This is a genomic window from Enterobacter cloacae complex sp. 394F7, assembly GCF_057320385.1.
In genome coordinates this window covers 247,513-273,511 of record NZ_JBXWCS010000005.1, presented here as the reverse complement: position 1 = coordinate 273,511, position 25,999 = coordinate 247,513, and the positions used below count along the sequence as shown (strand labels likewise).

General features: G+C 54.2%; 23 protein-coding genes and 1 riboswitch. Of the genes, 10 read left to right on the top strand and 13 right to left on the bottom strand.

Going from position 1 to position 25,999, the window contains the following annotated elements; genetic code table 11:
• Positions 1-172 precede the first annotated feature (172 nt).
• The 3 genes from AC2FAK_RS10180 to AC2FAK_RS10170 are packed head-to-tail and all read left to right on the top strand — an operon-like array spanning position 173 to position 3,401.
• Complete coding sequence (locus tag AC2FAK_RS10180) at positions 173-1,450, top strand: nucleoside permease (RefSeq protein WP_013097908.1); 1,278 nt, start codon at positions 173-175, stop codon at positions 1,448-1,450.
• Positions 1,447-2,451 (top strand): ADP-ribosylglycohydrolase family protein, encoded by a 1,005-nt coding sequence (locus tag AC2FAK_RS10175; protein WP_062728876.1) that lies wholly within the window; start codon positions 1,447-1,449, stop codon positions 2,449-2,451. The genes AC2FAK_RS10180 and AC2FAK_RS10175 overlap by 4 nt, the downstream gene beginning before the upstream one ends.
• Positions 2,448-3,401: a PfkB family carbohydrate kinase gene (locus tag AC2FAK_RS10170; protein WP_038979523.1), complete on the top strand. Its 954-nt coding sequence runs from the start codon at positions 2,448-2,450 to the stop codon at positions 3,399-3,401. Before AC2FAK_RS10175 ends, AC2FAK_RS10170 begins: the two co-directional genes overlap by 4 nt.
• On the opposite strand, the gene AC2FAK_RS10165 is transcribed toward AC2FAK_RS10170, so the two are convergent.
• Genes AC2FAK_RS10165 through thiM form a run of 3 tightly spaced genes read right to left on the bottom strand, consistent with a single transcriptional unit; the run spans position 3,375 to position 5,731 of the window.
• Positions 3,375-4,121 (bottom strand): GntR family transcriptional regulator, encoded by a 747-nt coding sequence (locus AC2FAK_RS10165; protein ID WP_013097911.1) that lies wholly within the window; start codon positions 4,119-4,121, stop codon positions 3,375-3,377. The genes AC2FAK_RS10170 and AC2FAK_RS10165 overlap by 27 nt on opposite strands.
• A 42-nt stretch (positions 4,122-4,163) precedes the next feature.
• Positions 4,164-4,964 carry a bifunctional hydroxymethylpyrimidine kinase/phosphomethylpyrimidine kinase gene (gene thiD, locus AC2FAK_RS10160; RefSeq protein WP_095455002.1) on the bottom strand — a complete coding sequence of 267 codons (801 nt, stop codon included), beginning with the start codon at positions 4,962-4,964 and terminating at the stop codon, positions 4,164-4,166.
• Positions 4,961-5,731 (bottom strand): hydroxyethylthiazole kinase, encoded by a 771-nt coding sequence (thiM, locus tag AC2FAK_RS10155; RefSeq protein ID WP_095455003.1) that lies wholly within the window; start codon positions 5,729-5,731, stop codon positions 4,961-4,963. The genes thiD and thiM overlap by 4 nt, the downstream gene beginning before the upstream one ends.
• Positions 5,732-5,767: 36 nt before the next feature.
• Positions 5,768-5,864, bottom strand: a riboswitch (TPP riboswitch).
• A 614-nt stretch (positions 5,865-6,478) separates the two neighbouring features.
• On the opposite strand from thiM, the gene AC2FAK_RS10150 reads away from it, so the two are divergent.
• Positions 6,479-7,285, top strand: coding sequence for a DUF4225 domain-containing protein (locus tag AC2FAK_RS10150; RefSeq protein ID WP_061772972.1), 807 nt, complete (start codon positions 6,479-6,481; stop codon positions 7,283-7,285).
• On the opposite strand, the gene AC2FAK_RS10145 is transcribed toward AC2FAK_RS10150, so the two are convergent.
• Entirely contained in the window at positions 7,282-7,596 is a 315-nt protein-coding gene (locus AC2FAK_RS10145; RefSeq protein ID WP_023621964.1) for a hypothetical protein, read from the bottom strand. The two genes, AC2FAK_RS10150 and AC2FAK_RS10145, sit on opposite strands and share 4 nt — an antisense overlap.
• Positions 7,597-8,059: 463 nt before the next feature.
• Between AC2FAK_RS10145 and AC2FAK_RS10140 the strand changes: the two genes are divergently transcribed.
• Positions 8,060-8,536, top strand: coding sequence for a hypothetical protein (locus tag AC2FAK_RS10140; protein ID WP_095455004.1), 477 nt, complete (start codon positions 8,060-8,062; stop codon positions 8,534-8,536).
• 51 nt (positions 8,537-8,587) lie between these two features.
• On the opposite strand, the gene AC2FAK_RS10135 is transcribed toward AC2FAK_RS10140, so the two are convergent.
• From AC2FAK_RS10135 to AC2FAK_RS10120, 4 genes are all read right to left on the bottom strand, one after another.
• The gene (locus tag AC2FAK_RS10135) at positions 8,588-9,028 is read right to left on the bottom strand and encodes a hypothetical protein (RefSeq protein WP_205742471.1); all 441 of its coding nucleotides are present in this window, start codon (positions 9,026-9,028) and stop codon (positions 8,588-8,590) included.
• Positions 9,029-9,055: 27 nt separating this feature from the next.
• Positions 9,056-9,490: a hypothetical protein gene (locus tag AC2FAK_RS10130; protein ID WP_205742472.1), complete on the bottom strand. Its 435-nt coding sequence runs from the start codon at positions 9,488-9,490 to the stop codon at positions 9,056-9,058.
• A 496-nt stretch (positions 9,491-9,986) separates the two neighbouring features.
• Positions 9,987-11,420, bottom strand: a complete 1,434-nt coding sequence (locus AC2FAK_RS10125) for a glycoside hydrolase family 32 protein (protein ID WP_095455005.1) — start codon at positions 11,418-11,420, stop codon at positions 9,987-9,989.
• Between the two features lie 16 nt (positions 11,421-11,436).
• Positions 11,437-12,678 (bottom strand): MFS transporter, encoded by a 1,242-nt coding sequence (locus tag AC2FAK_RS10120; RefSeq protein ID WP_020690161.1) that lies wholly within the window; start codon positions 12,676-12,678, stop codon positions 11,437-11,439.
• 238 nt (positions 12,679-12,916) lie between these two features.
• Between AC2FAK_RS10120 and AC2FAK_RS10115 the strand changes: the two genes are divergently transcribed.
• The 3 genes from AC2FAK_RS10115 (at position 12,917) to AC2FAK_RS10105 (ending at position 17,129) form a co-directional block, all read left to right on the top strand.
• Positions 12,917-13,921, top strand: coding sequence for a LacI family DNA-binding transcriptional regulator (locus AC2FAK_RS10115; RefSeq protein ID WP_058683285.1), 1,005 nt, complete (start codon positions 12,917-12,919; stop codon positions 13,919-13,921).
• A gap of 346 nt (positions 13,922-14,267) precedes the next feature.
• Positions 14,268-15,644 carry a diaminobutyrate--2-oxoglutarate transaminase gene (locus tag AC2FAK_RS10110; protein WP_013097916.1) on the top strand — a complete coding sequence of 459 codons (1,377 nt, stop codon included), beginning with the start codon at positions 14,268-14,270 and terminating at the stop codon, positions 15,642-15,644.
• A gap of 18 nt (positions 15,645-15,662) precedes the next feature.
• Positions 15,663-17,129 carry a pyridoxal phosphate-dependent decarboxylase family protein gene (locus tag AC2FAK_RS10105; protein ID WP_013097917.1) on the top strand — a complete coding sequence of 489 codons (1,467 nt, stop codon included), beginning with the start codon at positions 15,663-15,665 and terminating at the stop codon, positions 17,127-17,129.
• 36 nt (positions 17,130-17,165) lie between these two features.
• Here AC2FAK_RS10105 and AC2FAK_RS10100 read toward each other — a convergent pair whose 3' ends face one another.
• Both AC2FAK_RS10100 and AC2FAK_RS10095 read right to left on the bottom strand, forming a co-directional pair.
• Positions 17,166-17,681, bottom strand: coding sequence for a protein disulfide oxidoreductase (locus AC2FAK_RS10100; protein WP_095455006.1), 516 nt, complete (start codon positions 17,679-17,681; stop codon positions 17,166-17,168).
• Positions 17,682-17,751: 70 nt separating this feature from the next.
• Entirely contained in the window at positions 17,752-18,672 is a 921-nt protein-coding gene (locus AC2FAK_RS10095) for a LysR family transcriptional regulator (RefSeq protein ID WP_162185063.1), read from the bottom strand.
• Positions 18,673-18,794: 122 nt separating this feature from the next.
• On the opposite strand from AC2FAK_RS10095, the gene AC2FAK_RS10090 reads away from it, so the two are divergent.
• Both AC2FAK_RS10090 and AC2FAK_RS10085 read left to right on the top strand, forming a co-directional pair.
• Positions 18,795-20,573, top strand: a complete 1,779-nt coding sequence (locus tag AC2FAK_RS10090; protein ID WP_095455007.1) for an adenine deaminase — start codon at positions 18,795-18,797, stop codon at positions 20,571-20,573.
• Between the two features lie 20 nt (positions 20,574-20,593).
• Positions 20,594-21,937: an NCS2 family permease gene (locus tag AC2FAK_RS10085; protein WP_020690155.1), complete on the top strand. Its 1,344-nt coding sequence runs from the start codon at positions 20,594-20,596 to the stop codon at positions 21,935-21,937.
• On the opposite strand, the gene etk is transcribed toward AC2FAK_RS10085, so the two are convergent.
• From etk to AC2FAK_RS10070, 3 genes are read right to left on the bottom strand one after another with little or no spacing between them, the layout of a single operon-like run.
• The gene (gene etk, locus AC2FAK_RS10080; RefSeq protein WP_095455008.1) at positions 21,934-24,132 is read right to left on the bottom strand and encodes a tyrosine-protein kinase; all 2,199 of its coding nucleotides are present in this window, start codon (positions 24,130-24,132) and stop codon (positions 21,934-21,936) included. The genes AC2FAK_RS10085 and etk overlap by 4 nt on opposite strands.
• Positions 24,132-24,581, bottom strand: coding sequence for an arsenate reductase/protein-tyrosine-phosphatase family protein (locus AC2FAK_RS10075; RefSeq protein WP_013097923.1), 450 nt, complete (start codon positions 24,579-24,581; stop codon positions 24,132-24,134). Before AC2FAK_RS10075 ends, etk begins: the two co-directional genes overlap by 1 nt.
• Positions 24,581-25,720, bottom strand: a complete 1,140-nt coding sequence (locus tag AC2FAK_RS10070) for a polysaccharide export protein (RefSeq protein ID WP_095455061.1) — start codon at positions 25,718-25,720, stop codon at positions 24,581-24,583. The genes AC2FAK_RS10075 and AC2FAK_RS10070 overlap by 1 nt, the downstream gene beginning before the upstream one ends.
• Positions 25,721-25,999: the final 279 nt, after the last annotated feature.

The following is a 25,999-nucleotide window of genomic DNA, read 5'->3' as shown; positions in this document are numbered from 1 at the left end:
ACCGACTTAACAGATTTTCCAGCATTTGCATTTTTTTTCAGCACAATCTGCTGGCTCGATTCGTGTACAACAAAACTGTTACATTGATCAAACAATCACCACAAAGGTATTTCAAAGGTATTATTGAATGGTATGTTAAAGGCGTACTCTCACTGACATGCAGGATTAAACAATGAAAACGAAAGTCCAACTGTCATTCATGATGTTTGTTGAATGGTTTATCTGGGGAGCGTGGTTTGTGCCGCTGTGGCTATGGCTGAGCAAAAGCGGCTTTACCGCCGGGGAGATTGGCTGGTCCTACGCCTGTACGGCCATTGCGGCGATCCTGTCGCCTATTCTCGTCGGCTCGCTGACCGACCGCTTCTTTGCCGCCCAGAAAGTGCTGGCGGTTCTGATGTTTGCCGGTGCCATTCTGATGTACTTCGCCGCACAGCAAACCCAGTTCAGCACCTTCTTCCCGCTGCTGCTGGCCTACTCTCTTACCTATATGCCCACCATTGCGCTGACCAACAGTATTGCCTTCGCCAACGTCGATGACGTGGAAGCCGATTTCCCGCGTATACGCGTGATGGGCACCATCGGCTGGATCGCCTCCGGTCTGGCATGCGGGTTCCTGCCGCAGATGCTGGGCTATAGCGATATCTCTGATACCAATATTCCGCTGCTGATGACCGCAGCCAGCTCCGCCCTGCTGGGCGTGTTTGCCCTGTTCCTGCCGAATACGCCGCCGAAAAGTACCGGCAAGCTGGATTTCAAAGTGATGCTCGGTCTGGACGCGCTGATCCTGCTGCGCGACAAAAACTTCCTGGTATTCTTCTTCTGCTCTTTCCTGTTCGCGATGCCGCTGGCCTTCTATTACATCTTCGCCAACGGCTATCTCACCGAAGTGGGGATGAAAAACGCCACCGGCTGGATGACGCTCGGCCAGTTCTCTGAAATCTTCTTTATGCTGGCGCTGCCATTCTTCACTAAACGCTTTGGTATTAAGAAGGTCTTACTGCTGGGCCTGCTCACGGCCGCCATCCGCTACGGTTTCTTTGTTTACGGCGGCGCAGAACAATACTTCACCTATGCGTTGCTGTTCCTCGGCATTCTGCTGCACGGGGTGAGCTACGACTTCTACTATGTAACCGCGTATATCTACGTGGATAAAAAAGCGCCGGCGCATATGCGTACGGCTGCGCAAGGCCTGATTACGCTGTGCTGTCAGGGCTTTGGTAGCCTGCTGGGTTACCGCCTGGGCGGCGTGATGATGGAAAAAATGTTCGCTTACAAAGAGCCGGTGAATGGGCTGACCTTCAACTGGGCCGGAATGTGGACATTCGGTGCGATCATGATTGCCGTGATTGCCGTGCTGTTTATGCTGTTTTTCCGCGAATCGGACAAAGAGATCACCGCAATTGAGGTGGTTGATGGCGATGCTGCGCTGACACAAGGGGAAGTTAAATGAAACAAGAACGTATTCTCGGTGCCCTTTACGGGCAGGCGTTAGGGGATGCGATGGGTATGCCCTCCGAGCTATGGCCAAGAAAGCGCGTAAAAGCGCACTTCGGCTGGATCGACCGCTTCTTACCCGGCCCGGCAGAGAATAACGCGGCCTGCTATTTTAAGCGCGCGGAGTTTACCGATGATACTTCGATGGCGCTGTGCCTGGCCGATGCGATTATCGAATGCGACGGGGAGATTGACGCGGATATCATCGGCAAACACATCCTGAACTGGGCGCTGGATTTCGATGCCTTTAATAAAAACGTGCTGGGTCCCACCTCAAAAATCGCGCTTAACGCCATCCGCGACGGCAAACCCGTCAGTGAACTGGACAACAACGGTGTGACCAACGGGGCGGCGATGCGGGCTTCCCCGCTGGGCTGCCTGCTACCGGCGACGCGGCTGGAACATTTTGTCGGGCAGGTCGCGCTGGCCTCCAGCCCGACGCATAAATCGGACCTCGCCATCGCCGGGGCCGTGGTGATTGCCTGGGCGGTTTCGCGCGCCATCGACGGCGAGCGCTGGCAGAACATCGTCGATGCCCTGCCCGGCATTGCCCGCTACGCACAGGAGGCGAATACCACCACCTTCAGCGCCTCGCTGGCGGCACGTATTGAACTGGCGCTTAAGACCGTGCGGGAAGCCCACGGCATCGACTCCGCCAGCGAGCAGGTTTACCAGCTTATTGGTGCGGGCACCAGCACCATTGAGTCCGTTCCGGCGGCGATTGCGATGGTGGAGCTGGCCGGCACGGACCCAAACCGCTGCGCGATTTTGTGCGCCAACCTCGGTGGAGATACAGACACCATCGGGGCGATGGCAACGGCCATCTGCGGGGCACTGCACGGCGTGCAGGCGATTGACCCGGCGCTGAAGGATGAGCTCGACACCGTAAACCGGCTCAATTTTGACCACTACTGCGAAAAACTGCTGCACTACCGGGAGCAAAGGGAGGGCGTATGAGTACGTTAGCCCAGCGTCTTGAAACATTACAGGCCACACGCCCGGTCACGGTGCTGGGCGCGGCGGTCATCGACGTGATCGCCGACGCGTACGCCCTGCCCTGGCGCGGATGCGATATCGAGCTGAAACAACAAGGGGTGAATATCGGCGGCTGTGCGCTGAATATTGCCATCGCCCTGAAGCGGCTCGGCATTGCGGCGCAAAACGCCCTGCCCGTTGGCCACGGCGTATGGGCGGAGATCATCCGTAACGCCATGGCTAGGCAGGATCTGCACAGCGCCGTGGAGGCCGAAGCGGGCGATAACGGCTGGTGTCTGGCGCTGGTAGAGCCTGACGGCGAACGCACCTTTATGTCGTTTAGCGGCGTGGAGAACCAGTGGCAGCCGCACTGGCTGGATGGGCTGAACGTCCCACCGGGTAGCCTGGTGTATCTGTCCGGCTATCAGCTGGCATCGCCATCGGGCGAACTGCTTACACGCTGGCTGGAGTCGCTGGAAAACGTCACCGCGTTTATCGATTTTGGCCCCCGCATTGCTGATATTCCCGACGCGCTGATGGCGCGGATCATGGCTCTGAAACCTATCGTGTCGCTCAATCGTCAGGAGGCGCAGATTGCCGCGGAGCGCGCTGGCATGGACGTTGATACTTTAGGCGTGCAGTGGCAGCACCGTTATGGCGCCGCGCTGATTATTCGTCACGACAAAGATGGCGCAGCCTGGTATGAAGGCGACGCATCGGGTTATGTTCCTGCGTTTCCCGCCACCGTCGTCGACACCATTGGCGCAGGCGACAGCCATGCGGGCGGTACGCTTGCCGGTCTGGCGGCAGGATGGCGTCTGGCGGATGCCGTGACGCTGGGAAATGCCGTGGCGGCCTGGGTGGTCAGCCACCGCGGCGGGGATTGCGCGCCGACGCGCGAGGCCTTACTCCTCGCACACAAAGACGTATAGGTCGCTGCGACAGTAGCTGATGCTGTACTCAATCGGCCGGTGCTGCTGGTCAAGCGCAACCTGCTTGATCACCAGTACCGGTATTTTGTCATCCATACTGATATGCGCCTGAAACTCGCTGTCCGGCATCCGGGCGCTGACCCGGGAGCGGGTGCGTTGCGGAAAGATATTCTGGCTACGGAAGTAGTCGTACAGCGAGATGCCAATTGCGTCCGGGTCATGAATTAACTCAACCGGAACCCAGGACTCCTCAATCGACACCGCGTCATCGTCAACGTAACGAATGCGCTTAAGCAAGAATACCTCGCTGTCCGGGGGTACCGACAGCTGGCTGGCGACCTCTTCCGGACACTTCACCACCCGTTTATTCACCCATAGCGTGTTAGGTTTTTTACCGCGCAGCACCACCTGCTGGGAAAACCCGCGCGCTTCCTTGAGCGAATATTCAAAGATGTTGTTGATCTGTGTCCCGTAACCCCGGGCGCGCGTTACCACGCCCTCTTCTTCCAGCGCCTGCATCGCTTTGCGCACGGTAATGCGCGACACCCCGGTTAACTGGCTCAGATCGCGCTCGCCGGGCAGAATATTCCCGTGCTCCAGCACTCCGCTGCGTACCGCGTTTTTTACCGTTTCGGCAAATTTCAGATACAGCGGCATGTTGTCGGGCGCGGCGATCCGTTCATTCAGTTGAGCGATTAACCGGGTATGCGCTTGTTCCATCTCTGTTTTCTCAGGCCTGGTGTTTCCTGCCAGTATACTGGCTTACCACCATGCATGAAAATGATGAACCGGCCCAATACCGTGACCCACTTCCAGAGTATCGGCTTTTGCCAGCGCGGCGGAGAGCCACGTTTTGGCCTCGCGTACCGTATCGCCCCAGCTGTTGTGCCGTGGACGCAGCGCCGCCAGCGCGGCAGAGAGCGTGCACCCCGTACCGTGGGTATTTTTGGTGTGCACACGCGGGGCCGTGAAACGCAGTTCACCGTCACGGGTAAAGAGCCAGTCCGGGCTTTCATCGTCATCAAGATGGCCGCCTTTCATTAGCACCGCGCCACACCCCATCGCCAGCAGGGCGTTCCCCTGCTCTTTCATCTCACGTTCGTTCTGCGCGTGCGGCGCGTCTAACAGTGCGGCCGCTTCCGGCAGATTTGGCGTAATCAGCGCCACCTGCGGCAGCAGTTTCTTGCGCAATGTCTCAACAGCAGAGGCAGAGAGCAGCGGGTCGCCGCTTTTAGCCAGCATCACCGTATCCAGCACCACATTTTGCACCTGATAACGTTGCAGCCGCTCGGCCACCGCTTCGACGATATCCGTTTCTGCCAGCATCCCGATTTTGGTGGTGTCGATGCGCACATCGCTGAATACCGTGTCCAGCTGTGCACCGACAAAATCAGGTTCGATACGGTAGACCGACTGCACGCCACGGGTGTTTTGCGCCACCAGGGCGGTGATCACCGAGCAGCCGTAAGCGCCAAGAGCGGAGAACGTTTTCAGGTCGGCCTGGATACCGGCACCGCCGCTTGGATCGGTACCGGCAATCGTCAGAGCATTAATTCGTTTCATGCCTGTGCCTCCAGGTTGTGCAGCGCATCAAGGAACGCGCTGGCAAAGCTGCCCGGCCCGTGAGACTGCGCAACGGCGATCGTTCCGGCACGCTTCATCCATCCGCAGGCAGCGGCAACATTATCCAGCCGATCGCCCGGCAGCGAGCAGCTCGCCGCCACCACCGCCGAGAGCGCACACCCGGTGCCCACCACGCGGGTCATTAACGGATCGCCGCCCGCAACCTTTCGGGTGCGCTGGCCGTCGGTAACGTAATCCACCTCCCCCGTCACTGCCACAATGGCATTGGACTGGCGAGCCAGCGCCTGTGCGGCGGGCAGCGCGGCAGCGGCGGTGTCGGTGGTATCGACACCGCGTCCCCCTGCGCTCATCCCCGCAAGGGCGAGAATTTCCGACGCATTGCCGCGAATGGCGGCTGGTTTCAGTGCAAGGATCTGATGACAAAAGCGGGTACGGAACGCCAGAGCGCCCGCGGCAACCGGATCAAGCGTCCAGGGCTTGCCTGCCGCCACCGCGCTCTCAATAGCCCGACGCATCGACTGGGCGCGGGGCGTGGTGAGGGTACCGACGTTAATCAGCAGCGCATCGGCCATCCCGGCAAACTGCTCGGCCTCTTCGGCTTCAATCACCATTGCCGGAGAAGCACCAAGCGCCAGCAGAACGTTGGCCGTAAAGGTTTGCACGACATCATTGGTCATACAGTGCGTGAGCGGCGAACGGGTTCGGAAGTGATGTAAAACGTGTAAATCGAGCAGGTCAGGCTGCATGGGTTCGCTCCTGCCTTGCGTGAAGAAGCGATGACCAGAGGAGGCATCTGACTTCCCTACGCTGGCATTATCCAGATCAGGTAATACGGGTATTTCTCAGCCTTCACAAAGAAGGGCACCCCGAGTCAAATAAATAAAAATCAAAAGCTTGCGATTAACGTCCCGTTAATCCCTGTTCTGGATCATGCCAGCGGAAAGCCAAAGACTCAACCCTAAAAAATGCTCTGTGTCCCAGCTTGTATCACAAGCTGTATCCCACATCCAAACGACAAAAAGGCCGGATTGCTCGAGCCTCTTTTAGTTGTGATCTTTCGCTGTTTTCGAAACCGATCTGACGTGTGACGGTCTCAGCCAAATTTAAAGAGGCCAGGGATATGCTCGCTCTTCACATTGCAGCCCACAGCCCACGCAAGAACCTTCGCTATCACGTTCTGAAACGTGGGGGAAGCCTGCCAATACTCAAAAAAATATTAGAACCTTACCTGCCAGTAAGCTTGTTCTCTTCAATCCTTTCGACTGCAGTTTATAAGGTATAGAAAATGAAGAGTACGTTACTCGCTCGCAGTCCTGCCCGTACTCCAGGACGTTTGAAACGTCGGAGAATAAAAGTAGAGAATTGCGGCATGGAGTCTCAAAGTTTGATCATGTGTTCTTTCCGCTAAAATAAGACGTTGGGAATGTATTTCCTTTTGTCTTCGACCTTATTGCACGTAAAATGACCAGACACATTTTGGGAAGGAGTCTTTAATGGATATCGCGCTGCTCAACAGAGGCTGGAACAGAACATGGTCAGATACCATGGTGAATCTGGAAGCCCGGAAACTCGTCGAAACAGCAAACCGGTTGTCAGCATTCTATTTGCAAGATGGTCTAACACGTATCAAGTTTGTCGAAGAGATAAAACAGGTCGTAGAAAAGGAGTTCGAGGCAGCACGGCGAGCTAAAACAGACGAAGAATGCATTATATGCATCAAAAATCTGCGTGCCGAAACGGATAATCTGCACGAACAAGAACGCCTGTTAAAAACCAGAGCCGCACAACTTTATGCACAGGTCGAGTTTGTTCGGGAAAATAATAAAATCGTCGGATATATGATTTCGGCTGTGAATATCGTTATATCAGGGATGGTTTTCTATGGTGGGATGATCATGATCTCGACGATGAACCCTATTGGAGTCCTCGCTGGTGCAATCTTAGTTGCTGATGGCACTAACGGTATAACTAAAGAAGTGAATAAATTTTTATCTCAAGGGGAATCTAACTCTGAAGGTGTGGTCGCTGACAAAGTGATTAATATTGCTCAGTTTATGGGGTTTAAGGCTGAATCTGGTCTGGCTTTGTATAACACTCTGACATTAAGCGCAAACATCTACAGCATTTTTGGATTAGCGCGAAAAGCAGGTGCCTGGCGATTGTTCCGTTGGCTTCCCCACGATTACTATCGTAAAGTCAACATAATGAGTCGCCCCAAGTTAACTATGAAAATAGTAGGCTACGGTATCAAGGCTAAAGTTATTTTTGACCTGCTTTCCACCGAAGCACCGAATCATTAACCTCTGTATTTTCTCCAGAACCGCCAGGATTTGTAAGAAAGGACTGGCGGTTGAACAAAAACAGCAATCAACATTGCTATAGATAAACCGATCCCTGTGGATATGATGTATTGTATTTCATTTGAAATAATTACCCAGAGAAACATTGCCATGAAAGCGGAAAAGATCCAAATAACTATCCTGAATCGATTTGCCAGATCCTGAATCGCTTCTCCCAACGTACCACCATAGCTTTCAACATTGTTTTTTATCTTCTGCAAATCCGATGGTGTAAAACCAGAACGTAACAAAGCTTCATCAGTAACTTTCATATTGTATCGTCCTTTATCTTTCAAAGATGTTTCCCCAACCCCAGATTGTACAAGCAATCATACTGATGAACGTTATAGCAATCCAGCCGAAACTTTTCGCAGACTCTATCCCCTTTCTTATCGTCTGGGTGGTACCAGGGCGTTTCAACCATTTAAGGTTAACGATCACATAATGTTTATACAATTTATCAGATTTTAGACAATACAAGCCTTAATGCCCGTTAGTGAACCACTCAGGACTCCCAATCAGCCCCCATCAATCACAGAAGAAACTGAGGATATCCACACCGGCGGGAACAATCCGCAGCCGATCCAAGTTCCGCAGACACTGAAGGACAGCATCGATAAGAACCAGATGCCCGCAAAAGCCAAACCGCGACAAGCCAGCATAACGGCGGACACTTACCGGCAGTTATTCGCCTAACTGCCGCACACCGTCGCAGGTAACGCGCTTCGGTTTATTATGGTAACTGGCCGTCGTAAAAACGAAGTTGTTGAAATGGTGCGACAGGAGATACGGCGCGATGTATGGTTCATTTCTGGAAACCGTTCAAAGAATAGCAGCGTTCGCGACGTGCTGGGGCTTTCGCCTACAGACGCAGGCAAATGCTGGCCTGTCGGCGGAACAACTTTAAACGACGTTTTAGCGCGGCTGGGCGTGATGGCTGGTTACACCGACGAGCAGACCGGCGAACCGGTAGAAGTGACATGCGCCGTTCACAATTTGCGCCGTTCCTGGGCTAACATTCTGCGCATTGAGGTTAGACGCGATCAGGAAAAAACCGATCTAATGCTGGCGCACACATCACAGAACTATGATCAGACGTCAAAGACCTACCAGAAAATTGCGGAAATCCACACCGCAAACGTTGCGGATGGGTGGCGGCGCTGGAATAGCTACTGGCGACAAGCTATTGAACAGTCAGCGGCGAACCATTAATGGATAAAGCCCGCTTCATTCGGGCGTAAATTTTATAACTTATTGGAGTATTTATGGCTGTTCATCCGTTTCTTCGGATATGACCTCCACAATTTCCCCGCACTCCCCGCACACCACGTGAAGTTGGCTATCTTCTTCGGATTCGTATATTTCACTCTTTAAGCTGTGACAGTTAGGACATTTTATTTCATTATCAAACCCAATAAATTTAAGGAATAGGTTTTGAATTAATGAAACAGCAGTGCAAGTAAGTAAAAGACAAATCTTTGCATCAGGTAAATTTTTATTTGAAGAATGCACTGTTTCTGCAGATAGATCCCACGCAGATTCAACAGTTGAACGGCAATATTTCCTTAAGCCAGAATTATGCTTTCCTGCCGCATATAACCCAATGACTATTCTGCAGATATTCTTAAAATCAGCAGCTTTAATGTTATCTTTCTTTAAAATATCCTCATGAGTTTTATAAAGATGGGCAGCGAGTTCAACCATACTCTCTCTACATGTTAACCCAATACTTTAAATGTCTTCAGGGGCACTTATATCATTCAGAGCAACAGCAGAGGCATTAAGCCTACGACTGATTGAGCATAGCATATCGATATCTAAGGGCAATTCATCAATAACATGTTTGAACTCACTATGATGTCTTGCCTGTAGTCTCTGCGTTATACCTAAATGAAAAGAGTATGCTTCGTCAGCAGAAAAGAAATATTCACCCTGAGTATAAAGATTTAAAGGGACGAGTTCTCCCTCAGCAACCCACCAGTTACCATCATTTTTTGTTCTAACATTCCAAATATTTACTTCGTACCCTAAATCGTTAAACGTCTTTTCAACCTGCATATTTTTTATATTTTCAAGATTCTGAGATCTTAAGTATTCAGTAATTCTTTTCTCGGCATCAATAGTGAAAACGCATGATAATATATAACTAAAATCATCATTATACATACTACTACAACACATAATTCAATGACACATATTACCATACTATACGCCCGACAGCGGTATGCCCTTATGCACTCTTCACCAAATTAAAATCAACTATTCCATATAGGTAAATCTTATTTATTTTGAAAACATGATTAGCAACCAATTGAGTCTGTACGCAATTGCAGGACGCGAATGGTGAATGTAACGTGAAGCCAGCTAAACAGAACAGCAGCGTTAAACAACTTATCAATGAAACTGATTACGTTATGAACCAGCCAATCTCGAATGCTGCAGAACATCTTCTCTCAAAAGGCTGGAAACCAAACGACGGTACATAGAACAAAGGTGGCTATTATCTTCAATTGGTTGAAGAGAATGAGAAATTCATGAACACTCAACTCTCTAAAGATTAAAAAGAATCATCATTAATGACTCTGTATTTAAGTCGCCCCATCAAGATGGGGCAATACCTTAAATTAAACTGACCTGATGCCCGTCGTCGCCAGGTCAATGTTTACTCCAGTTGCCAGGCCCCACCATGGATAAGTGACGCTCGCCCCATCCAGGCAAACAGCGCCAGATCACGGCAATCTTCATCAGGATAAATTCGGCTGCTTAAACACGCGTCGCCTTCATTGACAAAAACTTCCACGGATGAACTGTCGAAGAACAGACGCAGATTAAGCGTATTATCCAGGTTCAGCGCGACGCTTCGTGTCCCGCACAGGCCATACTGCGGATAGTTTCGCTCAAGAACCAGACGCTGCATTTGAGCATCCACGTAGACGCGCAGCCCCTCTCCCAGACTCATGCCGTACTGCTCGGCACTGCTATTGGCACAATCCCACTGCAGAATAACCTCCATCGCGTCGCAGCGTTCCACCAGAGCCATCTGCTGATGAGTCAACGTGCTGACCGGCCAGGGGAACCACGCTCGCCGCAGGCCTTCGACCTCTCTGGCTGGCCGCATTTGCAGACGGTGATCCGCGCCAAGCGTCAGTTCGCGCGGTAAAGAGAGCATCCCTGCCCAGCCGTCCTCCTGTTCCGGCTGGGAGGATTCCCACATGTCCAGCCAGCCGATAACGATGCGGCGACCATCAGGCGTGAGGAAACTTTGTGGCGCATAGAAATCATGCCCGCGATCCATCTCCACAAACTCACCTTCCCGCACAAAAGGCTGCCCGGGCTGCCATTCGCCCAACAGATAGCCGCTCTGGAAAAGATTACGGTTTTTGAATCCTTCAGCGGCCATCCCCTGAGGCGAAAACATCAGCACGCGTTTGCCATTGAGCATGAAAAAGTCCGGGCATTCCCACATGTAGCCCATCTTTTTTTCAGCCACTGCCAGCACGCCCATATCCTGCCACTCACGCAGATCGGCAGAACGATAAACGCGCACCTGGCCCGTCTCACCGTCCCGTGCACCGACAACCATGTACCAGCTCTCCCCTTCACGCCACACTTTCGGGTCGCGGAAGTGATGCAGACCTGGCGGGGTATCAACGATCATTCCCTGCCGGACAAAATGAATGCCGTCACGGCTGGTCGCCAGACATTGCACCTGGTAGAGATTCGCCTCGTCATCAGGATCGCCGTGGAATTTATGTCCGGTGTAAATCAGCGCCAGCGTATCGCCATCCACCACCGCCGATCCGGAAAAACAGCCATCCTTGTCTTCAGGCCCTTCTGGCGCCAGCGCAACGGGGAGATGCTCCCAGTGAACTAAATCCTTGCTGCGCGCATGGCCCCAGTGCATAGGCCCCCACTGGGTGGAGTACGGATGATGCTGGTAAAAAGCGTGATACCAGCCGTCAAACCAGATCAGGCCATTTGGGTCGTTCATCCAGCCAGCGCGTGCAGCGAGGTGGTAACGTGGATACCAGCGCAGGTTGAGCCCTTCGCGTCTGGACTGAAGTTCCTGCTCTGCTTTAGTAATTGAATACGTCATTTTTCTACTCTTTCGATCAGATGGTGGAAGGTTGCGGCATGAGCGGGTCAGAAGAGGATTTACCCGAGCGCAACAGGAAGATGGAGATAAACGTGGTGCTGAAAACTAACAGCCCCATAATGAGATAGGACTGGGCGAAGCCGTATTTCTCATAGCTGTAACCCGCCAGCGGCGACAGGACCGAGGCGATCACTGAGCTGGTACAGGCAAAGCCCACCAGATAGAGGGTGGAAGAGAGCCGTTTATCAAAATGTAAGCTGTTGTATTTAAAAATTGAGACCAGCAAAACGGGCAGTTCGACCGCGTGCAATAGCTTGGTAATGGAGATCAGTACCGGCCCCTCAACCAGCCCCGAAGCCACCATACGCATCGCCATCACCATTCCCGCAAAAATCAGGCCATTCTTTGCGCCAAGGCGATTCACCAGCCATGGCGCGCAGAACATGCCCGCCGCCTCAAGGAAAACCTGGAAGGAGTTGAGATAGCCATACATGGCGTTTCCTTCCTGTAACGTCGGGAACTGGGAGGAGAAATAGACCGGGAACTGCTGGTCGTAAACGCCATAAATACAGGTGCCGATAACAAAAAATACCAGCGCCCAGAACCGCGGCAGCGTCAGCAGACGCAATGCATCTTCCAGCGTGACTTTACCGCCTGACACCGCTTCCTGCATGGCGTGCGGGGCGGAAGAGACCCTGAGACGCGCCAGCAAAACAAAAAACAGCAGTCCTGCAGAGCTTGCGACAGCGAAGTTCAGCTTCGGATTAATGTTAAACAGAAGTCCCGCGAAAAAGGTTGCCACCGCCCAGCCAAGCGATCCCCACATCCTCGCCTTGCCGAACTCAAACTGGCTCTGGCGGGCGACACGCTCGGTATAGGACTCCAGTACCCCTATCCCACCGTTAAACGTCAGGCCGATATAAATCCCGCCGAAAATACTGCCGAGTAAGACGTTAATCTGCAGCAGATAACCAAACAGCAAAAAGGCCGGACCAGAAAGAATGAGCAGGCTGGTCAGAAACCAGAGCAGGTTCTTGCGCAGACCAAGTTTGTCCTGAATGAATCCATAGCAGATTTGAGCGAAAAGCGCGGAGACAGAAAGCACGGCATAGATAATGCCGGTGTCGCCCGCTTTTAAGCCCACCTCCTGGTGGAGCCAGATGGAAAGCAAAGAGCCGGAAGAAGACCAGGTGACAAAAAAGAAAAACAGTAATGCGCTCAATAAAGGGTAGCTGTGAGAGTGATGCGTTTTCATCATGACATTCTCATGTTGGAGTAATGACAAAATGGTAACGTTAACATTGAGCGCTATTCATGCGGTTTGGATCAGATTCATGATGTTAATCACGAAAGTTAACGTTAACATTACAGAAGTGAGATCGCGATCAATTATTCATCAATGACGCCTGTCTGGCTCCACTCACATAACCCCTTTCCTTTTACATCAGTAACTTAGTTGTATACTCTTTAACACGTGACATTAACGGAGTAAGAAAATGGCTTCCCTGAAGGACGTCGCAAAGCTGGCTAACGTATCGCTGATGACCGTCTCACGCGCGCTTAACAACCCGGAGCGCCTTAAACCGGAAACGTTGGCACGCGTACAGCAGGCTATTGAGCAGACCAGCTACGTACCCGATCTTTCCGCCAAGAAAGTACGCGGCGCGCATGCCTCGCCAAAAACCATAGGCGTGCTGGCACTCGATACGGTGACGACACCTTTCTCGGTGGAGATTACGCTGTCCATTGAAGAGACGGCCAGGATGCACGGCTGGAACAGCTTCGTCATGAATATGTTTACCGATGACAACCCGGAGGCAATCGTCGATCTGCTGCTCTCTCACCGCCCGGACGGCATTATTTACACCACCATGGGATTACGTCAGGTTCCTCTCCCGGCCAAGCTCCTTACCCTCCCCTGCGTGCTGGCCAACTGCGAAAGTATCGATGAAAAGGTCGCCAGCTATATTCCTGATGATGAACAGGGGCAGTACACCGCCGTACAGGCGTTACTCGCCGCAGGCTATCGACAGCCCCTGTGCCTGCATTTACCCGCCGACCATCTGGCCACAACCCGACGCCGTCACGGGCTGGAACGTGCATGCCGTGAAGCGGGGCTCGACCCGGACCGTCTGGATCATAGTTATATGGCGTTTGGGGACGAGCACTATCGCGACATTCCGTCAGTTCTGCAGGCGCACATTCAGAATGGCCTTCCCCAGTTCGACTCGGTTATCTGCGGCAACGATCGTATCGCATTGATGGTTTACCAGACCCTGCTGGCGCAAGGAATTCGCATCCCTGAAGATATCGCGGTTATCGGCTATGACAATATGGTGGGCATTGGAGAACTCTTTCTTCCGCCTCTTTCAACGGTTCAACTGCCGCATTATGAAATTGGTCGCCTCAGTGCTCTGCATATTATTAACGGTGAAACCCATCGGGAAACCACGCGCGTTGAAAGTCCATTTTTAATGCGGAATTCCATTACGCATCTATGATGACCACCGCTTTTTAGCCCTGTCGCAGTAATAAGCAGGCTAAGGAGGCGGTCAACCTCCCTTTCAGGGAAAAATGGCACGATTTGTCACACTCTTTTTTATGATTTTACCCTCCGGGCAGTTAGCACGTAACCGGCTGTTTTTATTTGCCATAACGCGTAATTTTCTTTCTCAAAACGGGGATATTCCGTCCCCTGTGCCCCATGTCACAAAACAGTAAACAAATTAACCATTGAGCCCCGTGGCAAAAGGCTCTATATTGGCGGCGTTTTTTTCAGGCCCCCATCTGTTTTTTAACTTTTTATTCAATCGTGGCTCATAACGAAGCGGCGGTTGTAGGAGTGATATGATGACGGATAAAGTCCGTATTGACACCGTAGATGCCCACAAAAGCAACGAAACCTATCTGGCCCGTCAGGCCGAGTTTGAATCTAACGTCAGGAGTTATCCGCGCAAACTGCCTTTAGCCATCACTAAAGCAGAAGGCGTGTGGATCACCGATGCAGATAATAAAGAATACCTTGACTGTTTAGCAGGCGCAGGCACCCTCGCGCTTGGCCATAACCACCCTGATGTGCTGAAAAGCATCCAAAATGTCATTACCAGCGGCTTGCCGTTACATACTCTGGATCTGACTACGCCTCTGAAAGACGCGTTTTCCGAATACCTGCTCTCTCTGCTGCCTGGTCAGGGCAAAGAGTACTGCCTGCAGTTCACCGGTCCATCCGGTGCTGACGCCGTGGAAGCGGCGCTGAAGCTGGCGAAAAAAGTCACCGGCCGTAGCGGTATTATCAGCTTCTCTGGTGGTTACCACGGTATGACTCACGGCGCACTATCCGTGACCGGTAACCTGTCTCCGAAAGAAGCGGTAGACGGTATGATGCCAGAAGTGCAGTTCATGCCTTATCCACACCAGTACCGTTGCCCACTGGGTATCGGCGGTGAGGCTGGCGTGAAAGCGCTGACCTACTATTTCGAAAACCTGATCAACGACGTCGAAAGCGGCGTGCGCAAACCTGCTGCGGTCATTCTGGAAGCCGTTCAGGGTGAAGGCGGCGTGAACCCGGCTCCGGTTGAGTGGCTGCAGCGCATCCGTAAAGTGACTCAGGAACACGGCATTCTGCTGATCCTGGACGAAGTTCAGGCTGGCTTTGCCCGTACCGGTAAATTCTTCGCCTTCGAACACGCTGGCATTGAGCCAGACATCATCGTGATGTCCAAAGCCGTTGGCGGCGGTCTGCCACTGGCTGTGCTGGGTATCAAAAAGCAGTTCGATGCATGGGCACCAGGTCACCACACCGGCACCTTCCGCGGCAACCAGCTGGCGATGGCAACCGGTCTGACGACGCTGAAGATCCTGAAAGACCAGAACATCGCTGGCAAAGTGGCTGCACAGGGCGAATGGCTGAAAGGCCAGCTGAACGAGATGGCGAAACGCTATCCGGTTATCGGCCACGTTCGCGGTCTGGGCATGATGATCGGTATTGAGATCGTTAAACCACACGAAGCCGCTGACCACATGGGTTGCTTCCCGGGTGATGGCGAGCTGTCTGCACTGATTCAGAAGAAGTGCTTCGAAGCCGGTCTGATTCTGGAGCGCGGTGGTCGTAACGGTATCGTTCTGCGTCTGCTGCCTTCTCTGCTGATCAGCGATGATGAGCTGAAAGTCTTCCTGGATAAATTCGAGCAGGCACTGCTTGCTGCGGGCGTTCGCCCGGCGTAACCGGAGTTGTTGATTACGATGTCTGATTCAAACCCAATTTTGTTCTCCTCTGCGCAGAGCATTGAAGCTTACCAGCAGGCGATTGAACAAAGCACTCAGGCTGTGATGCAGTGGCTGAAACAGCCTGAGATGTATCAGGGCAAAACGGTCGCGGAACTGCGCGACCGCATTAAGCTGGATTTCAACCCGAAAGGGCTGGGCAACGAAGCGGCGATTGAACGCGCCGTGGAGTTCTTCCTGAAAGACAGTTTGTCCGTTCATCACCCGCAGTGTGTGGCGCACCTGCACTGCCCAAGCCTGGTCGTTAGCCAGGCGGCGGAAGTGCTGATTAACGCCACTAACCAGAGCATGGACTCCTGGGATCAAAGCCCGTCCGCAACCATTATTGAGATCAAACTGATCGAATGGCTGCGTACCCGCGTGGGTTATCAGGCTGGCGACGCGGGTGTCTTCACCAGCGGCGGCACCCAGAGCAACCTGATGGGTCTGATGCTGGCACGTGATGCGTTCTTCGCACGTCAGGGCCACTCTGTCCAGCAGGATGGTCTGACGGGCGATCTGCGTAAGATCCGCGTACTGTGCTCCGAAAACGCGCACTTCTCCGTGCAGAAAAACATGGCGCTCATGGGTCTGGGTTATCAGTCCGTCGTGCAGGTGAAAACTGACGAATTCTCTCGCATGGATCTGACCGATCTGGCGGCGAAAATCGAGCAGTGCAACGCCAACGGCGAACAGATCCTGGCGATTGTCGCGACAGCCGGGACCACCGATGCCGGTGCTATTGACCCGCTGCGTGCCATTGCTGAACTGGCGGCGAAGCAGAACATCTGGGTACACGTTGATGCGGCCTGGGGCGGCGCACTGCTGATGTCTGAGCAGTATCGCCACTACCTGGACGGCATTGAACTGGTGGATTCCGTTACTCTGGACTTCCACAAACAGTTCTTCCAGACCATCAGCTGCGGTGCATTCCTGCTGAAGGAAGCGCGCCACTATGAGCTGATGCGCTATCAGGCGGCTTACCTGAACTCTGAGTTCGACGAAGAAGCCGGCGTGCCGAACCTGGTTTCCAAATCGCTGCAGACCACACGCCGTTTCGACGCGCTGAAGCTGTGGATGAGCCTGGAAGCGCTGGGTCAGGAGCAATACGCGGCGATCATCGATCACGGCGTGACGCTGGCACAGCAGGTTGCAGCTTATGTGAAAGAGCAGCCCGCTCTGGAACTGGTTATGCAGCCACAGCTGGCAAGCGTGCTGTTCCGCTTCCGTGGCGAGGTGCAGGCAGATGATGCAGGTATCGCCCTGCTGAACCAGAAAATTGGTGATGCGCTGCTGGAGTCCGGCCGTGCAAACGTCGGCGTGACCGAGCATAACGGCGTGACCTGTCTGAAGCTGACGCTGCTGAACCCAACCGTGACGCTGGAGGATATCAAAACCCTGCTGTCTCTGGTTGAGCGTACTGCGCAGGAAGTTCTGGCGAAGTAATACACAGCCCCTCTTCCACCGGAAGAGGGGCTATTTTTATAACCCTGCCCACCACATCCTGACTTTTAATCCCCAGTAGCTTGTCCAGCCCGTTGTTGTACTGACGACATTGCCTTTAGAGACCAGCACCAGCGTCGGCGTTACGCTAACCTGCCATTGCTGTGACAGCGCACCGTTTTCGTCATTAATCACCGGCATTTTCAGCTGCTTTTTTTCGACCCAGCGCGCAAGCTTAGCGTCATCACCAGAGCGCATGGCAATACTCACCACGTTCCCGCCCTCTTCTGCCAGCCTATTGACCGCAGGCGTGGTATAACGGCAGATGCTGCACCAGGTCGCCCAGACGTAAATCAACAGCGGCCGATCCTGACTGAGTGCGGCAATGTCATGTAATGAGCCATCAATGCCCTGCATCGGAGTAGCGCTAAACGTGGCGGGTAATGTCGGCTTGCGGTACTGATCCACACCCCACATCACGGCCAGCGCCAGCAGTACGAGTATGATCCCTTCCCGCGCCCAGCGGCGCAGTTGGCTGAATTTGCGGTTTTCCATTGTGACCTCGTGATTTAACGAAGGTCATCTTAGCGAGCTGCGCGCCGTTTCGCTGTAAAGAAGTGTCGCCCTACCTGGTGCGTAAGGTATCAACCATCAGGGTAAAGCAGGACTCAATGAGCGCAGGCAGCGCCTGCGGGGCACGCATCAGCGCCACCGTGCGCGCCAGGGCCGGTTGCTGAAGGTGGACCACCTTAAGCTGCGGGTCCTGCAGGTGGGTGGTATAAAGCTGAGGCAATATCCCCACGGCAAGCTTCGAGCGCACCAGCCCGTATAATGTCTCGATATAGTCCACCTGATAACGGGTCTGCAGGGACAGACGGTGGCTTTCGGCAAGCGCATTGACCAGCCGCTGAATATTGCCTTTTGAGAAAACGGCAATATCCCGGCCCACCAGCTGTTTCCAGGGAACATGTGCCGACGCGGCGAGCGGATCGTCGCAATGCAGCACGGCCACAAACGGATCCTCCTGCAACGGGAACACGTCCAGCTGTTCGGGTACCGAGTTGTCCAGTGCCCCGATGCCAAAATCAATCTGCCCTTTCAGCAGTTGCGCCACCAGCGCATCGTTGGTCTGGTCGTGAAACTCCACCCGCAGACGTGGAAAGGCCTGCGCCAGCGTCTGCGGCAGCAGCGGAAACAGTAGCGAACTGACTGAAGGCACCAGACCGATCCGCACCGTACCGTCGCCGCCGGCCTGCACAATCTGCTGCATATCATCAAACGCCAGCTGCGCCACGCTGAGCACCCGCTGGGCGTGTGGCAGAATGGCGTGCCCCAGCTCGGTCAGCGTGACCGCCGACGCGGTACGGTTGACCAGTTTACCGCCGAGCACGGTTTCGATTTGCCGCAGGGCGCTGCTGAGCGCCGGCTGGCTGATGGCCAGTTTACTGGCGGTATCCGTAAAATGACGCAGCTGCGCCAGAGTGACAAAATACTGTAGCTGCCGAAGGGAGAGCGCAGGCAAGCGCTGCCAGGGTTCCGTCATCATTATCCATTACACGCGTCACAGAATAACCCGGGGTTATCGGGCGATAAATTTTATCAGCTGGGCAAACGTTTGCCGGGTGCATAGAGTAACGTCAATATTTCAATGCTGGAACTGTTAATTGCATGACTGCCGAAACCCGACGCCGCGCCGTGAAGGCTGCACGAGGCGAAACGCCGTTTGACCTGTTGCTTACGCATACCCGGGTTGTTGATATGGCAACCGGTGAGATCCGCGACGCGGATGTGGGCATCGTCGGCTCGCTTATCGCCAGCGTCCATCCACGCGGCAGCCGCAACGATGCGCTTGAGACGCATGACCTGAATAACCAGTTTCTCTCTCCGGGGCTAATGGACACGCATGTTCACCTTGAAAGCTCGCACCTGCTGCCCGCCCGCTACGCAGAGATCGTACTGGCGCAGGGCACCACCGCGGTGTTCTGGGATCCGCACGAACTGGCAAACGTGCTGGGCATTGAGGGCGTCCGCTTTGCCATTGAGGCGAGCCGCAACCTGCCACTGCAGGTAATGGTCGCGGCGCCATCGAGCGTCCCTTCCACACCGGGGCTGGAGATGTCCGGCGCAGACTTTGCGGGCGAAGAGATGAATACCCTGCTTGGCTGGCCCGAAGTGCGCGGCGTGGCGGAAGTGATGGACATGCACGGGGTGCTGAATGGCAGTCAGCGTATGCTGGAGATCCTGCAGGCCGGGCTGGAAAGTGGGAAGCTGATTGAAGGCCACGCGCGTGGTCTGAGCGGCGCGGATTTACAGGCGTACCTGGCGGCGGGCGTCACCTCCGATCATGAACTCACCTCCGCCGACGATGCGCTGGAAAAATTACGCGCCGGGCTGACGCTGGAGATCCGCGGCTCGCATCCTTATCTGCTGCCTGATATCGTCAGCGCGCTGAAAACGCTGCCGCATCTGTCGTCACAAATCACGGTCTGCACTGATGATGTCCCAGCGGACATCCTGATGGAAAAAGGCGGCATCATCGCCCTGCTCAACCTGCTGATTGAACATGGCCTTCCGGCGACGGACGCGCTGCGGTTTGCCACCCTGAATGCTTCCCTGCGCCTGCAGCGTAACGATCTCGGGCTGATTGCCGCGGGTCGTCGTGCGGATCTGGTGGTGTTCGATTCACTGGATAAACTGACGGCTCGCCGGGTGTACGTCGCCGGAAAATGCATTGCCCGTAACGGAGCGATGATCGAGCCGATTGTTGATACGCCCCTGACGCTGCCCCGGGATACCGTGCGCCTGTCGTCGCTGACCGCCACAGATTTTTACATGCGCATCGACAACGCAAACCACGGTGTGGCGCGCCTGCGTCATATCAGCGGCGCACGTTTTACCCGCTGGGGAGAAACCGACGCCCGGGTACGTGACGGACGCGTTGAGATACCGGCTGGTTTTAGCCTGATTTGGGTTCAGCACCGCCACGCGCGCCATGCGGCAAAACCGCAAATCGCCCTGCTGGAAGGCTGGGGAGAGCTGCGGGGGGCCATTGCCACCAGCTACTCCCACGATTCACACAACCTGGTGGTACTGGGACGCAATCCTGATGACATGGCACTGGCCGCCAACACGCTGATCCAAAGCGGTGGCGGGATGGCGCTGGTCCAGAACGGGGACGTGATCGCCCATGTGGCGATGCCCATTGCGGGGATGTTGTCAGAACTCGCCCCTGCGGAACTGGCGCGCCAGTTTCGTGAACTGCGTGAACGCAGCAGCCAGATTGCCGACTGGGAGCCGCCATACAGAGTATTTAAAGCCATTGAAGGGACGTGCCTTGCCTGCAACGCCGGGCCGCATTTAACCGATCTTGGACTGACCGATGGCAGCACGCGCCAGATTGTCGATCCGCTGATTTCTTACCGGGAAACCCCGGACACCATACAATAATACCGAAGGAGAGCCGGATAATGGCCGACAATACCGTTAATTCGCCAGCACCAGGGAACTGGCTTGAACGTCGTTTTGCACTGCATACGCGCGGCAGTACCGTGCGCACAGAGTGCCTGGCCGGTCTCACCGGTTTTCTCGCCGCCGCCTATTTGCTGGTGGTCATCCCGGGGCTGTTGGCCGTGGGCGGGATGGATAAAGGCGCGGCGACCACCGGCACCATTTTGGTGTTTGTGGCCGGTACGCTGCTGATGGCGTTTTACGCCAACCTGCCGTTTATTGTCGGGCCCGGCATTGGTGGCTCGGTGCTGGTTGGGGTAACGCTGGCGGGCAGTGAAGGCATCGGCTGGCAAATTGGTCTGGGCATTGCCTGCTGGTCGGGAATTTTGTTCTTCCTGCTCACCCGTTTTGGCCTGCGAGAGGTTGTGACCCGCTCCGTACCGCAGTCCATCAAACTGGGACTGACGGCCTCTATCGGTCTTTTTGTCGCCGTACTGGGCTTTCGCAATGCCGGGCTGGTGCTGGCTAACGCAAAAACGAACGCGCTGATGCTGGGTGATTTTCTCTCCCCAGGCGCGCTGGTGGCGCTCAGCGGTTTGTTCCTCGCCATTGCCCTGCAGGCGCGTCGCATTCCGGGCGCCATTTTGTGGGCCATTTTGTTTGCCACCCTCGTAGGCATTCCGATGGGGGTTACCCACCTTCCAGCCAGCTTTATTGACATGCCTCATTCACTGACGCCGGTGCTGGGCCATATCGACATGCTGGGCGCGCTGAATATTGCCTTCCTGCCGTTCCTGTTTGTCTTTTTCGCATCGGAGTTTTTCTCCACCATGGGCACCACGCTGGCGGTGGGAGGTGAAGCCGGGCTGCTGGATGAAGAGGGCAATATGGCAAACATCAATCGCCCGTTTATGGTGGACTCGATAGCCGCCGCGATTGGCCCGTGGGTGGGTATTCCTGCTGCCACGGCGCTGATCGAATCCTCCGCGGCCGCAGAAGCGGGGGGGAAAACCGGCATGACGGCGCTGGCCGCTGCGGTCATGTTCCTGCTGATGCTGCTGTTTACGCCCGTTGCGCTCATGATCCCCAAAGAAGCCACCGCCCCTGCCCTGATCCTGATCGGCCTGAATATGTTCAGCGGCCTGCGTAAGGTGGATCTGGCAAATTTCACCGACGGGCTGCCGGTGCTGATGATGGTAATGATTACGCTGATTGCCAACAGCTTCGGGACAGGGATTGCGGGAGGGCTGCTGTTTTACATCGTCATCAAAGCGATTGCAGGAAAATGGCGAGAAATCCCTGTTGGTCTTTGGATCCTCGCCATTCCGCTGGTGTATTACTTTGCCACGCTGGTGAAGCACTAATCCTTGCGCGGTTGCCGTGCCGGGCGTTGGCCATACTCGTAATGGCCATAGCCTGCACGGTAATACAGCGCTGCTGATTTCACCACATCGTTCAGCACGGTGCCGTTGATATGCGCCCCCGTTTGCTGCAAACGCTTAATGCTGTTCTCCATCTCTTTAAGGCTGGTTTTACCATAGCGGGCCACCAGCAGCGAGGTGGCGGCCACCGGAGCAGCCACTGAGGCGTCGGTTACGGCCAGCACCGGCGGGGTATCGAGGATCACAAGATCATAATGCTCATCTGCCCAGGTCATTAACGCCCTGAAGCGTTCGCTCATCAGCAGTTCAGAGGGGCGTAACGGAACCGGCCCGCAGGTCAGTACATCAATGTTGCCTTTCTCATAGCGCTGAATCGCCGCCTGGAAATGACATTTTCCGTCAAGCACGTCGGAAAGCCCGGTATGGTTTTTCAGATCGAAGATGTTGTGTACATAGCCTTCGCGCATATCCGCATCAATGAATAACACCCTGAGCCCGGCCTGCGCCTCAATCGCGGCCAGCGAGGTGCTGACAAGGGTTTTACCGCAGTCCTGCGTTGGGCCAGAAATCATCACGATCCGGTTAGCGGCATCCTGCAAGGTGAAATGCAGGCTGGTGCGAAGCCCCCGCACGGCCTCGACAAAAACATCCGCAGGCCGATCAACCGGCAGGAAAGGGACATCGACAATCTTGTGTCTCCAGCGTGAGCCAAATACGCGTTTTTTACGCAGATTGGTTTTTTTCCACAGCCACAGGGAACGGGGCAAGGTGGCCATCACCTGTACGCCAAGCCCTTCCAGTTGCTCGGAGGTGTTGATGCCGCGTCTGAGCGCCAAGCGGACCAGGACCAGCCCCATTGAGCATATCAGCCCCAACAGGATGCCTAAGACGATGATCACCAGCTTTCGCGGTTTGATGGGATCGGGTTGCGTCACCGCACTGTCGATAATTCGCACGTTACCAATGGCGCTGGAGCGCGAAATGTTCAGCTCCTGCTGACGGGTGAGGAGCTGCAAGTAGATGGTGCGGCCTGACTCCACATCCCGGCTAAGGCGCAAAATGTCCTGCTGAGTTGATGGCATGGCGGCGACACGCTGATTAAGGCGGACCTTCTCCTGCTCAAGCGTCTGACGCTTTTCACGCAAGGCGCGGTAGTTCGGGTGATCTTTCTTGAACAGCTGAGAAATCTCCGCCTCACGAAACGTCAGCTCGTTGAGCTGGTTTTCGATATTCACAATCTGCTCGAGAACCGATTTCGCTTCCAGGGAGAGATCCACCGAGTCACGCTGTTTGCGATACTGATTCAGCCGCTCTTCAGCCAGATCCAGTTCGCTTCTGATTTTAGGCAATTGCTTCTGCAAAAATGCAAGACTGCGGGCATCCTGTGCTTCCTGGCGCGCAATGTTTTGCTGCAGATAGTTGTTGGCAATCCGGTCAAGCACATGCGCAATGCGCTCAGGATCGTTGCCGGTCAGCGTGAGCGTCAGCACCCCACTCTGCTTTGCCGATTCAACGACGCTAAATTGGGTGCTGAGCGTATTGATAGCTTCCAGACGGGTGCTGTTTTGCACCGTGAATTGCGTGCCCGTTGGCGCATTCATTTTCACCACCAACAGTGAAACGCCGGCTTTTTCCAGCGGTTTCCCTTCCCTGCCCTCGGCATAAAAGTTATCCCCCTCCAGCTGGTATGCCCCTTTTTCCAGCACAGTGAGCACAAGGGTGCGAGGTTTGCCTTCGACAGGGGGAAGTTGCAGCCAGCCAAGGGCAACCGTCGCCGGTTTACGGCCCTGCAACCGTGCCCACAGACGTCCCACTACCGGGAACGTACGCTGCGTCACGTGCTGCGTTAGGCCTAATTCATCGACGGTTGCGCCCAGGATCATGCGCGATTTAAGCAGAAGAATTTCAGGTTCGACATCGGGAGACATCTCACTCCCAAACTGCCTTAAATTTTTGAGCAGGCTGTTATCCTGCTTTCCTTCTACCTGGATTAAGGCATCTGCGCGATAAACGGGCGTGGCCAGAAAGGCATACAGCCCCGCCAGCAGGGTGAACAGGAAAGTTATCGATAAAATGACTGCACGGTGATCGATCACCTCGCCGAGCAGGCTAATGAGATCGATTTCATGATTCTCCGGTGCTGCCGCACCGTAACTGTCTGTTGTGTAAGACGACATTAACGCTTCATTCCTTGTTGACTCAAACGATGAGCCCATTCCTGACTGGCTTTGCCCAGCAGACCGAAAACATAATCGAACGCTTCACGACTTTTACAATAGGGATCGGGGATGTCCTGCGGCCCCAGCCATTGCCCAAAAAGCAGCGATTTGCCGCGAATTTCCGGGGCCATGTCAGAGATAAAGCGAAGATGGGCAGGTTCCATCACCAGAATCAGATCCGATTCCCGCATGATCTGCGGGGTCAGTTTGCGCGCGCGATGACCCTCAAGAGAGATCCCATGTCGCCTGGCCACGTCCTGAGCGCTGACATCCGCCGGGCTGCCCTCCAGCCCATAGATACCTGCCGAGGTTATCCGTTTTCCCGGTAGCAACTGACGCAACAGCCGCTCGCCAATCGGCGAGCGACAAATATTGCCGGTGCAGACCACTAAGATGGAATCAAACATTATTGCGGCCACGATCTGATGTAACGGACCGTTTCGGTCAGGTCATGAACGCCACTGATGGTCGGCACGAGCTGCGTAATGACGCGATTCCAGCGTGACAGCGGTGCCGTTGTGACGTAGACAATGTCGTATGGCTCAAGCTGGAATTCAGTGCCCAACACCATCGCGGAGGCATCCTGCGCGTTAAGCTGATAAATGTTGGCAATTTTTCCCGCATCGTTGCCTTTGGCAATGGATCGAATGACAAAAATGCCCGTCGCATCGGCCATATCCTGATTCAGGCCGCCCGCATTGCTCAGCGCTTCAGCAAGGGTCATCCCGCTCCTGTCCATCTTGAGCGTGCTCTGCTTGATCACCTCCCCCATCACGAAGACTTTCAGGGCGTCATTACGAGGCACAAAAAGGATATCGCCCGGATAGAGCAGCTTATTTTGCGTCAGGTCGCCGTGCTGCATCAGCGCATACAGAGAGAGGCGCGAATCTTTCCCCTCGTGAGTGAGAACCACATTGCGCCAGTCCGCATCGGCAGAAAGCCCGCCTGCCGCGTTGACGGCATCCATGACCGTCAGGGGAATATTGGTGATTGCCTGCTGACCAGATTTGACGACTTCGCCAGTGACATAGGCCTTTTGCGAGCGGAAGGCAGCCACGCTGACGTCAACCTGCGGGCTTTCGATCACACTATCCAGCCGTTTGGCGATCTCTTCCCTGACTTCAGAGACCGTTTTTCCCGCCACCGGGAGTTTGCCGACATAGGGATAAAAGAGCGTACCGTCGGCGTTGACCCAGTTGCCGGTGTCGCTGGCACTGCGATACTGTCCGGCCGGTGTTGTCAGTTCAGGGTGATCCCAGACGGTTACGGTCAAAATATCACCGGATCCAATGCGGTACTCCCAGTTTCTGACCTGCTCATCGAGCTTAGGATTAGACTGAGATTTGGTGACGGCAGAGCGCAATTTCTCAATCAATGAAGGGGTAACAGGATAGAGATCCACGCGCTTATCTAAATTATTATTTTCATCACCCGACGTAATGACGTTTTTTCCCGCTGAGCTTAATGTTTGCCCGGGAGAAAATACGCAGCCCGTCAACTGACTTATCGCTAAGAATATTACAGATAGTGTGGTTGTGTTTTTCATTAGAATTAATATTTCATTCATGAGCGCAAAAAACGCATAACAGGCCATTCCGGAAGAATCGCCTACTTTTTCAACATGCTGTTTTTCAAGCAATTACGTAAAATCACACATCACTGAATGATGTGTAGAATGAACTGAAGGACCGGAACCACGTAGAATTGAGAATTAAACCGCTCCGCTTTTAGAAGTTTAAATCGTCTTCAAATGAAATGCATGCATTTCAGGTCACAAATTTAGAGTAAACTTATATTTTCAGAATTAATTAAAAAAAACATTTCT

What these genes read in the sequence shown, in the direction of transcription:
- AC2FAK_RS10180 (WP_013097908.1), top strand. Translation starts at nt 173, where the DNA reads ATGAAAACGAAAGTCCAACTGTCATTCATGATGTTTGTTGAATGGTTT.
- AC2FAK_RS10175 (WP_062728876.1), top strand. Translation starts at nt 1,447, where the DNA reads ATGAAACAAGAACGTATTCTCGGTGCCCTTTACGGGCAGGCGTTAGGG.
- AC2FAK_RS10170 (WP_038979523.1), top strand. Translation starts at nt 2,448, where the DNA reads ATGAGTACGTTAGCCCAGCGTCTTGAAACATTACAGGCCACACGCCCG.
- AC2FAK_RS10165 (WP_013097911.1), bottom strand. Translation starts at nt 4,121, where the DNA reads ATGGAACAAGCGCATACCCGGTTAATCGCTCAACTGAATGAACGGATC.
- thiD (WP_095455002.1), bottom strand. Translation starts at nt 4,964, where the DNA reads ATGAAACGAATTAATGCTCTGACGATTGCCGGTACCGATCCAAGCGGC.
- thiM (WP_095455003.1), bottom strand. Translation starts at nt 5,731, where the DNA reads ATGCAGCCTGACCTGCTCGATTTACACGTTTTACATCACTTCCGAACC.
- AC2FAK_RS10150 (WP_061772972.1), top strand. Translation starts at nt 6,479, where the DNA reads ATGGATATCGCGCTGCTCAACAGAGGCTGGAACAGAACATGGTCAGAT.
- AC2FAK_RS10145 (WP_023621964.1), bottom strand. Translation starts at nt 7,596, where the DNA reads ATGAAAGTTACTGATGAAGCTTTGTTACGTTCTGGTTTTACACCATCG.
- AC2FAK_RS10140 (WP_095455004.1), top strand. Translation starts at nt 8,060, where the DNA reads ATGGTAACTGGCCGTCGTAAAAACGAAGTTGTTGAAATGGTGCGACAG.
- AC2FAK_RS10135 (WP_205742471.1), bottom strand. Translation starts at nt 9,028, where the DNA reads ATGGTTGAACTCGCTGCCCATCTTTATAAAACTCATGAGGATATTTTA.
- AC2FAK_RS10130 (WP_205742472.1), bottom strand. Translation starts at nt 9,490, where the DNA reads ATGTATAATGATGATTTTAGTTATATATTATCATGCGTTTTCACTATT.
- AC2FAK_RS10125 (WP_095455005.1), bottom strand. Translation starts at nt 11,420, where the DNA reads ATGACGTATTCAATTACTAAAGCAGAGCAGGAACTTCAGTCCAGACGC.
- AC2FAK_RS10120 (WP_020690161.1), bottom strand. Translation starts at nt 12,678, where the DNA reads ATGATGAAAACGCATCACTCTCACAGCTACCCTTTATTGAGCGCATTA.
- AC2FAK_RS10115 (WP_058683285.1), top strand. Translation starts at nt 12,917, where the DNA reads ATGGCTTCCCTGAAGGACGTCGCAAAGCTGGCTAACGTATCGCTGATG.
- AC2FAK_RS10110 (WP_013097916.1), top strand. Translation starts at nt 14,268, where the DNA reads ATGATGACGGATAAAGTCCGTATTGACACCGTAGATGCCCACAAAAGC.
- AC2FAK_RS10105 (WP_013097917.1), top strand. Translation starts at nt 15,663, where the DNA reads ATGTCTGATTCAAACCCAATTTTGTTCTCCTCTGCGCAGAGCATTGAA.
- AC2FAK_RS10100 (WP_095455006.1), bottom strand. Translation starts at nt 17,681, where the DNA reads ATGGAAAACCGCAAATTCAGCCAACTGCGCCGCTGGGCGCGGGAAGGG.
- AC2FAK_RS10095 (WP_162185063.1), bottom strand. Translation starts at nt 18,672, where the DNA reads ATGATGACGGAACCCTGGCAGCGCTTGCCTGCGCTCTCCCTTCGGCAG.
- AC2FAK_RS10090 (WP_095455007.1), top strand. Translation starts at nt 18,795, where the DNA reads ATGACTGCCGAAACCCGACGCCGCGCCGTGAAGGCTGCACGAGGCGAA.
- AC2FAK_RS10085 (WP_020690155.1), top strand. Translation starts at nt 20,594, where the DNA reads ATGGCCGACAATACCGTTAATTCGCCAGCACCAGGGAACTGGCTTGAA.
- etk (WP_095455008.1), bottom strand. Translation starts at nt 24,132, where the DNA reads ATGTCGTCTTACACAACAGACAGTTACGGTGCGGCAGCACCGGAGAAT.
- AC2FAK_RS10075 (WP_013097923.1), bottom strand. Translation starts at nt 24,581, where the DNA reads ATGTTTGATTCCATCTTAGTGGTCTGCACCGGCAATATTTGTCGCTCG.
- AC2FAK_RS10070 (WP_095455061.1), bottom strand. Translation starts at nt 25,720, where the DNA reads ATGAAAAACACAACCACACTATCTGTAATATTCTTAGCGATAAGTCAG.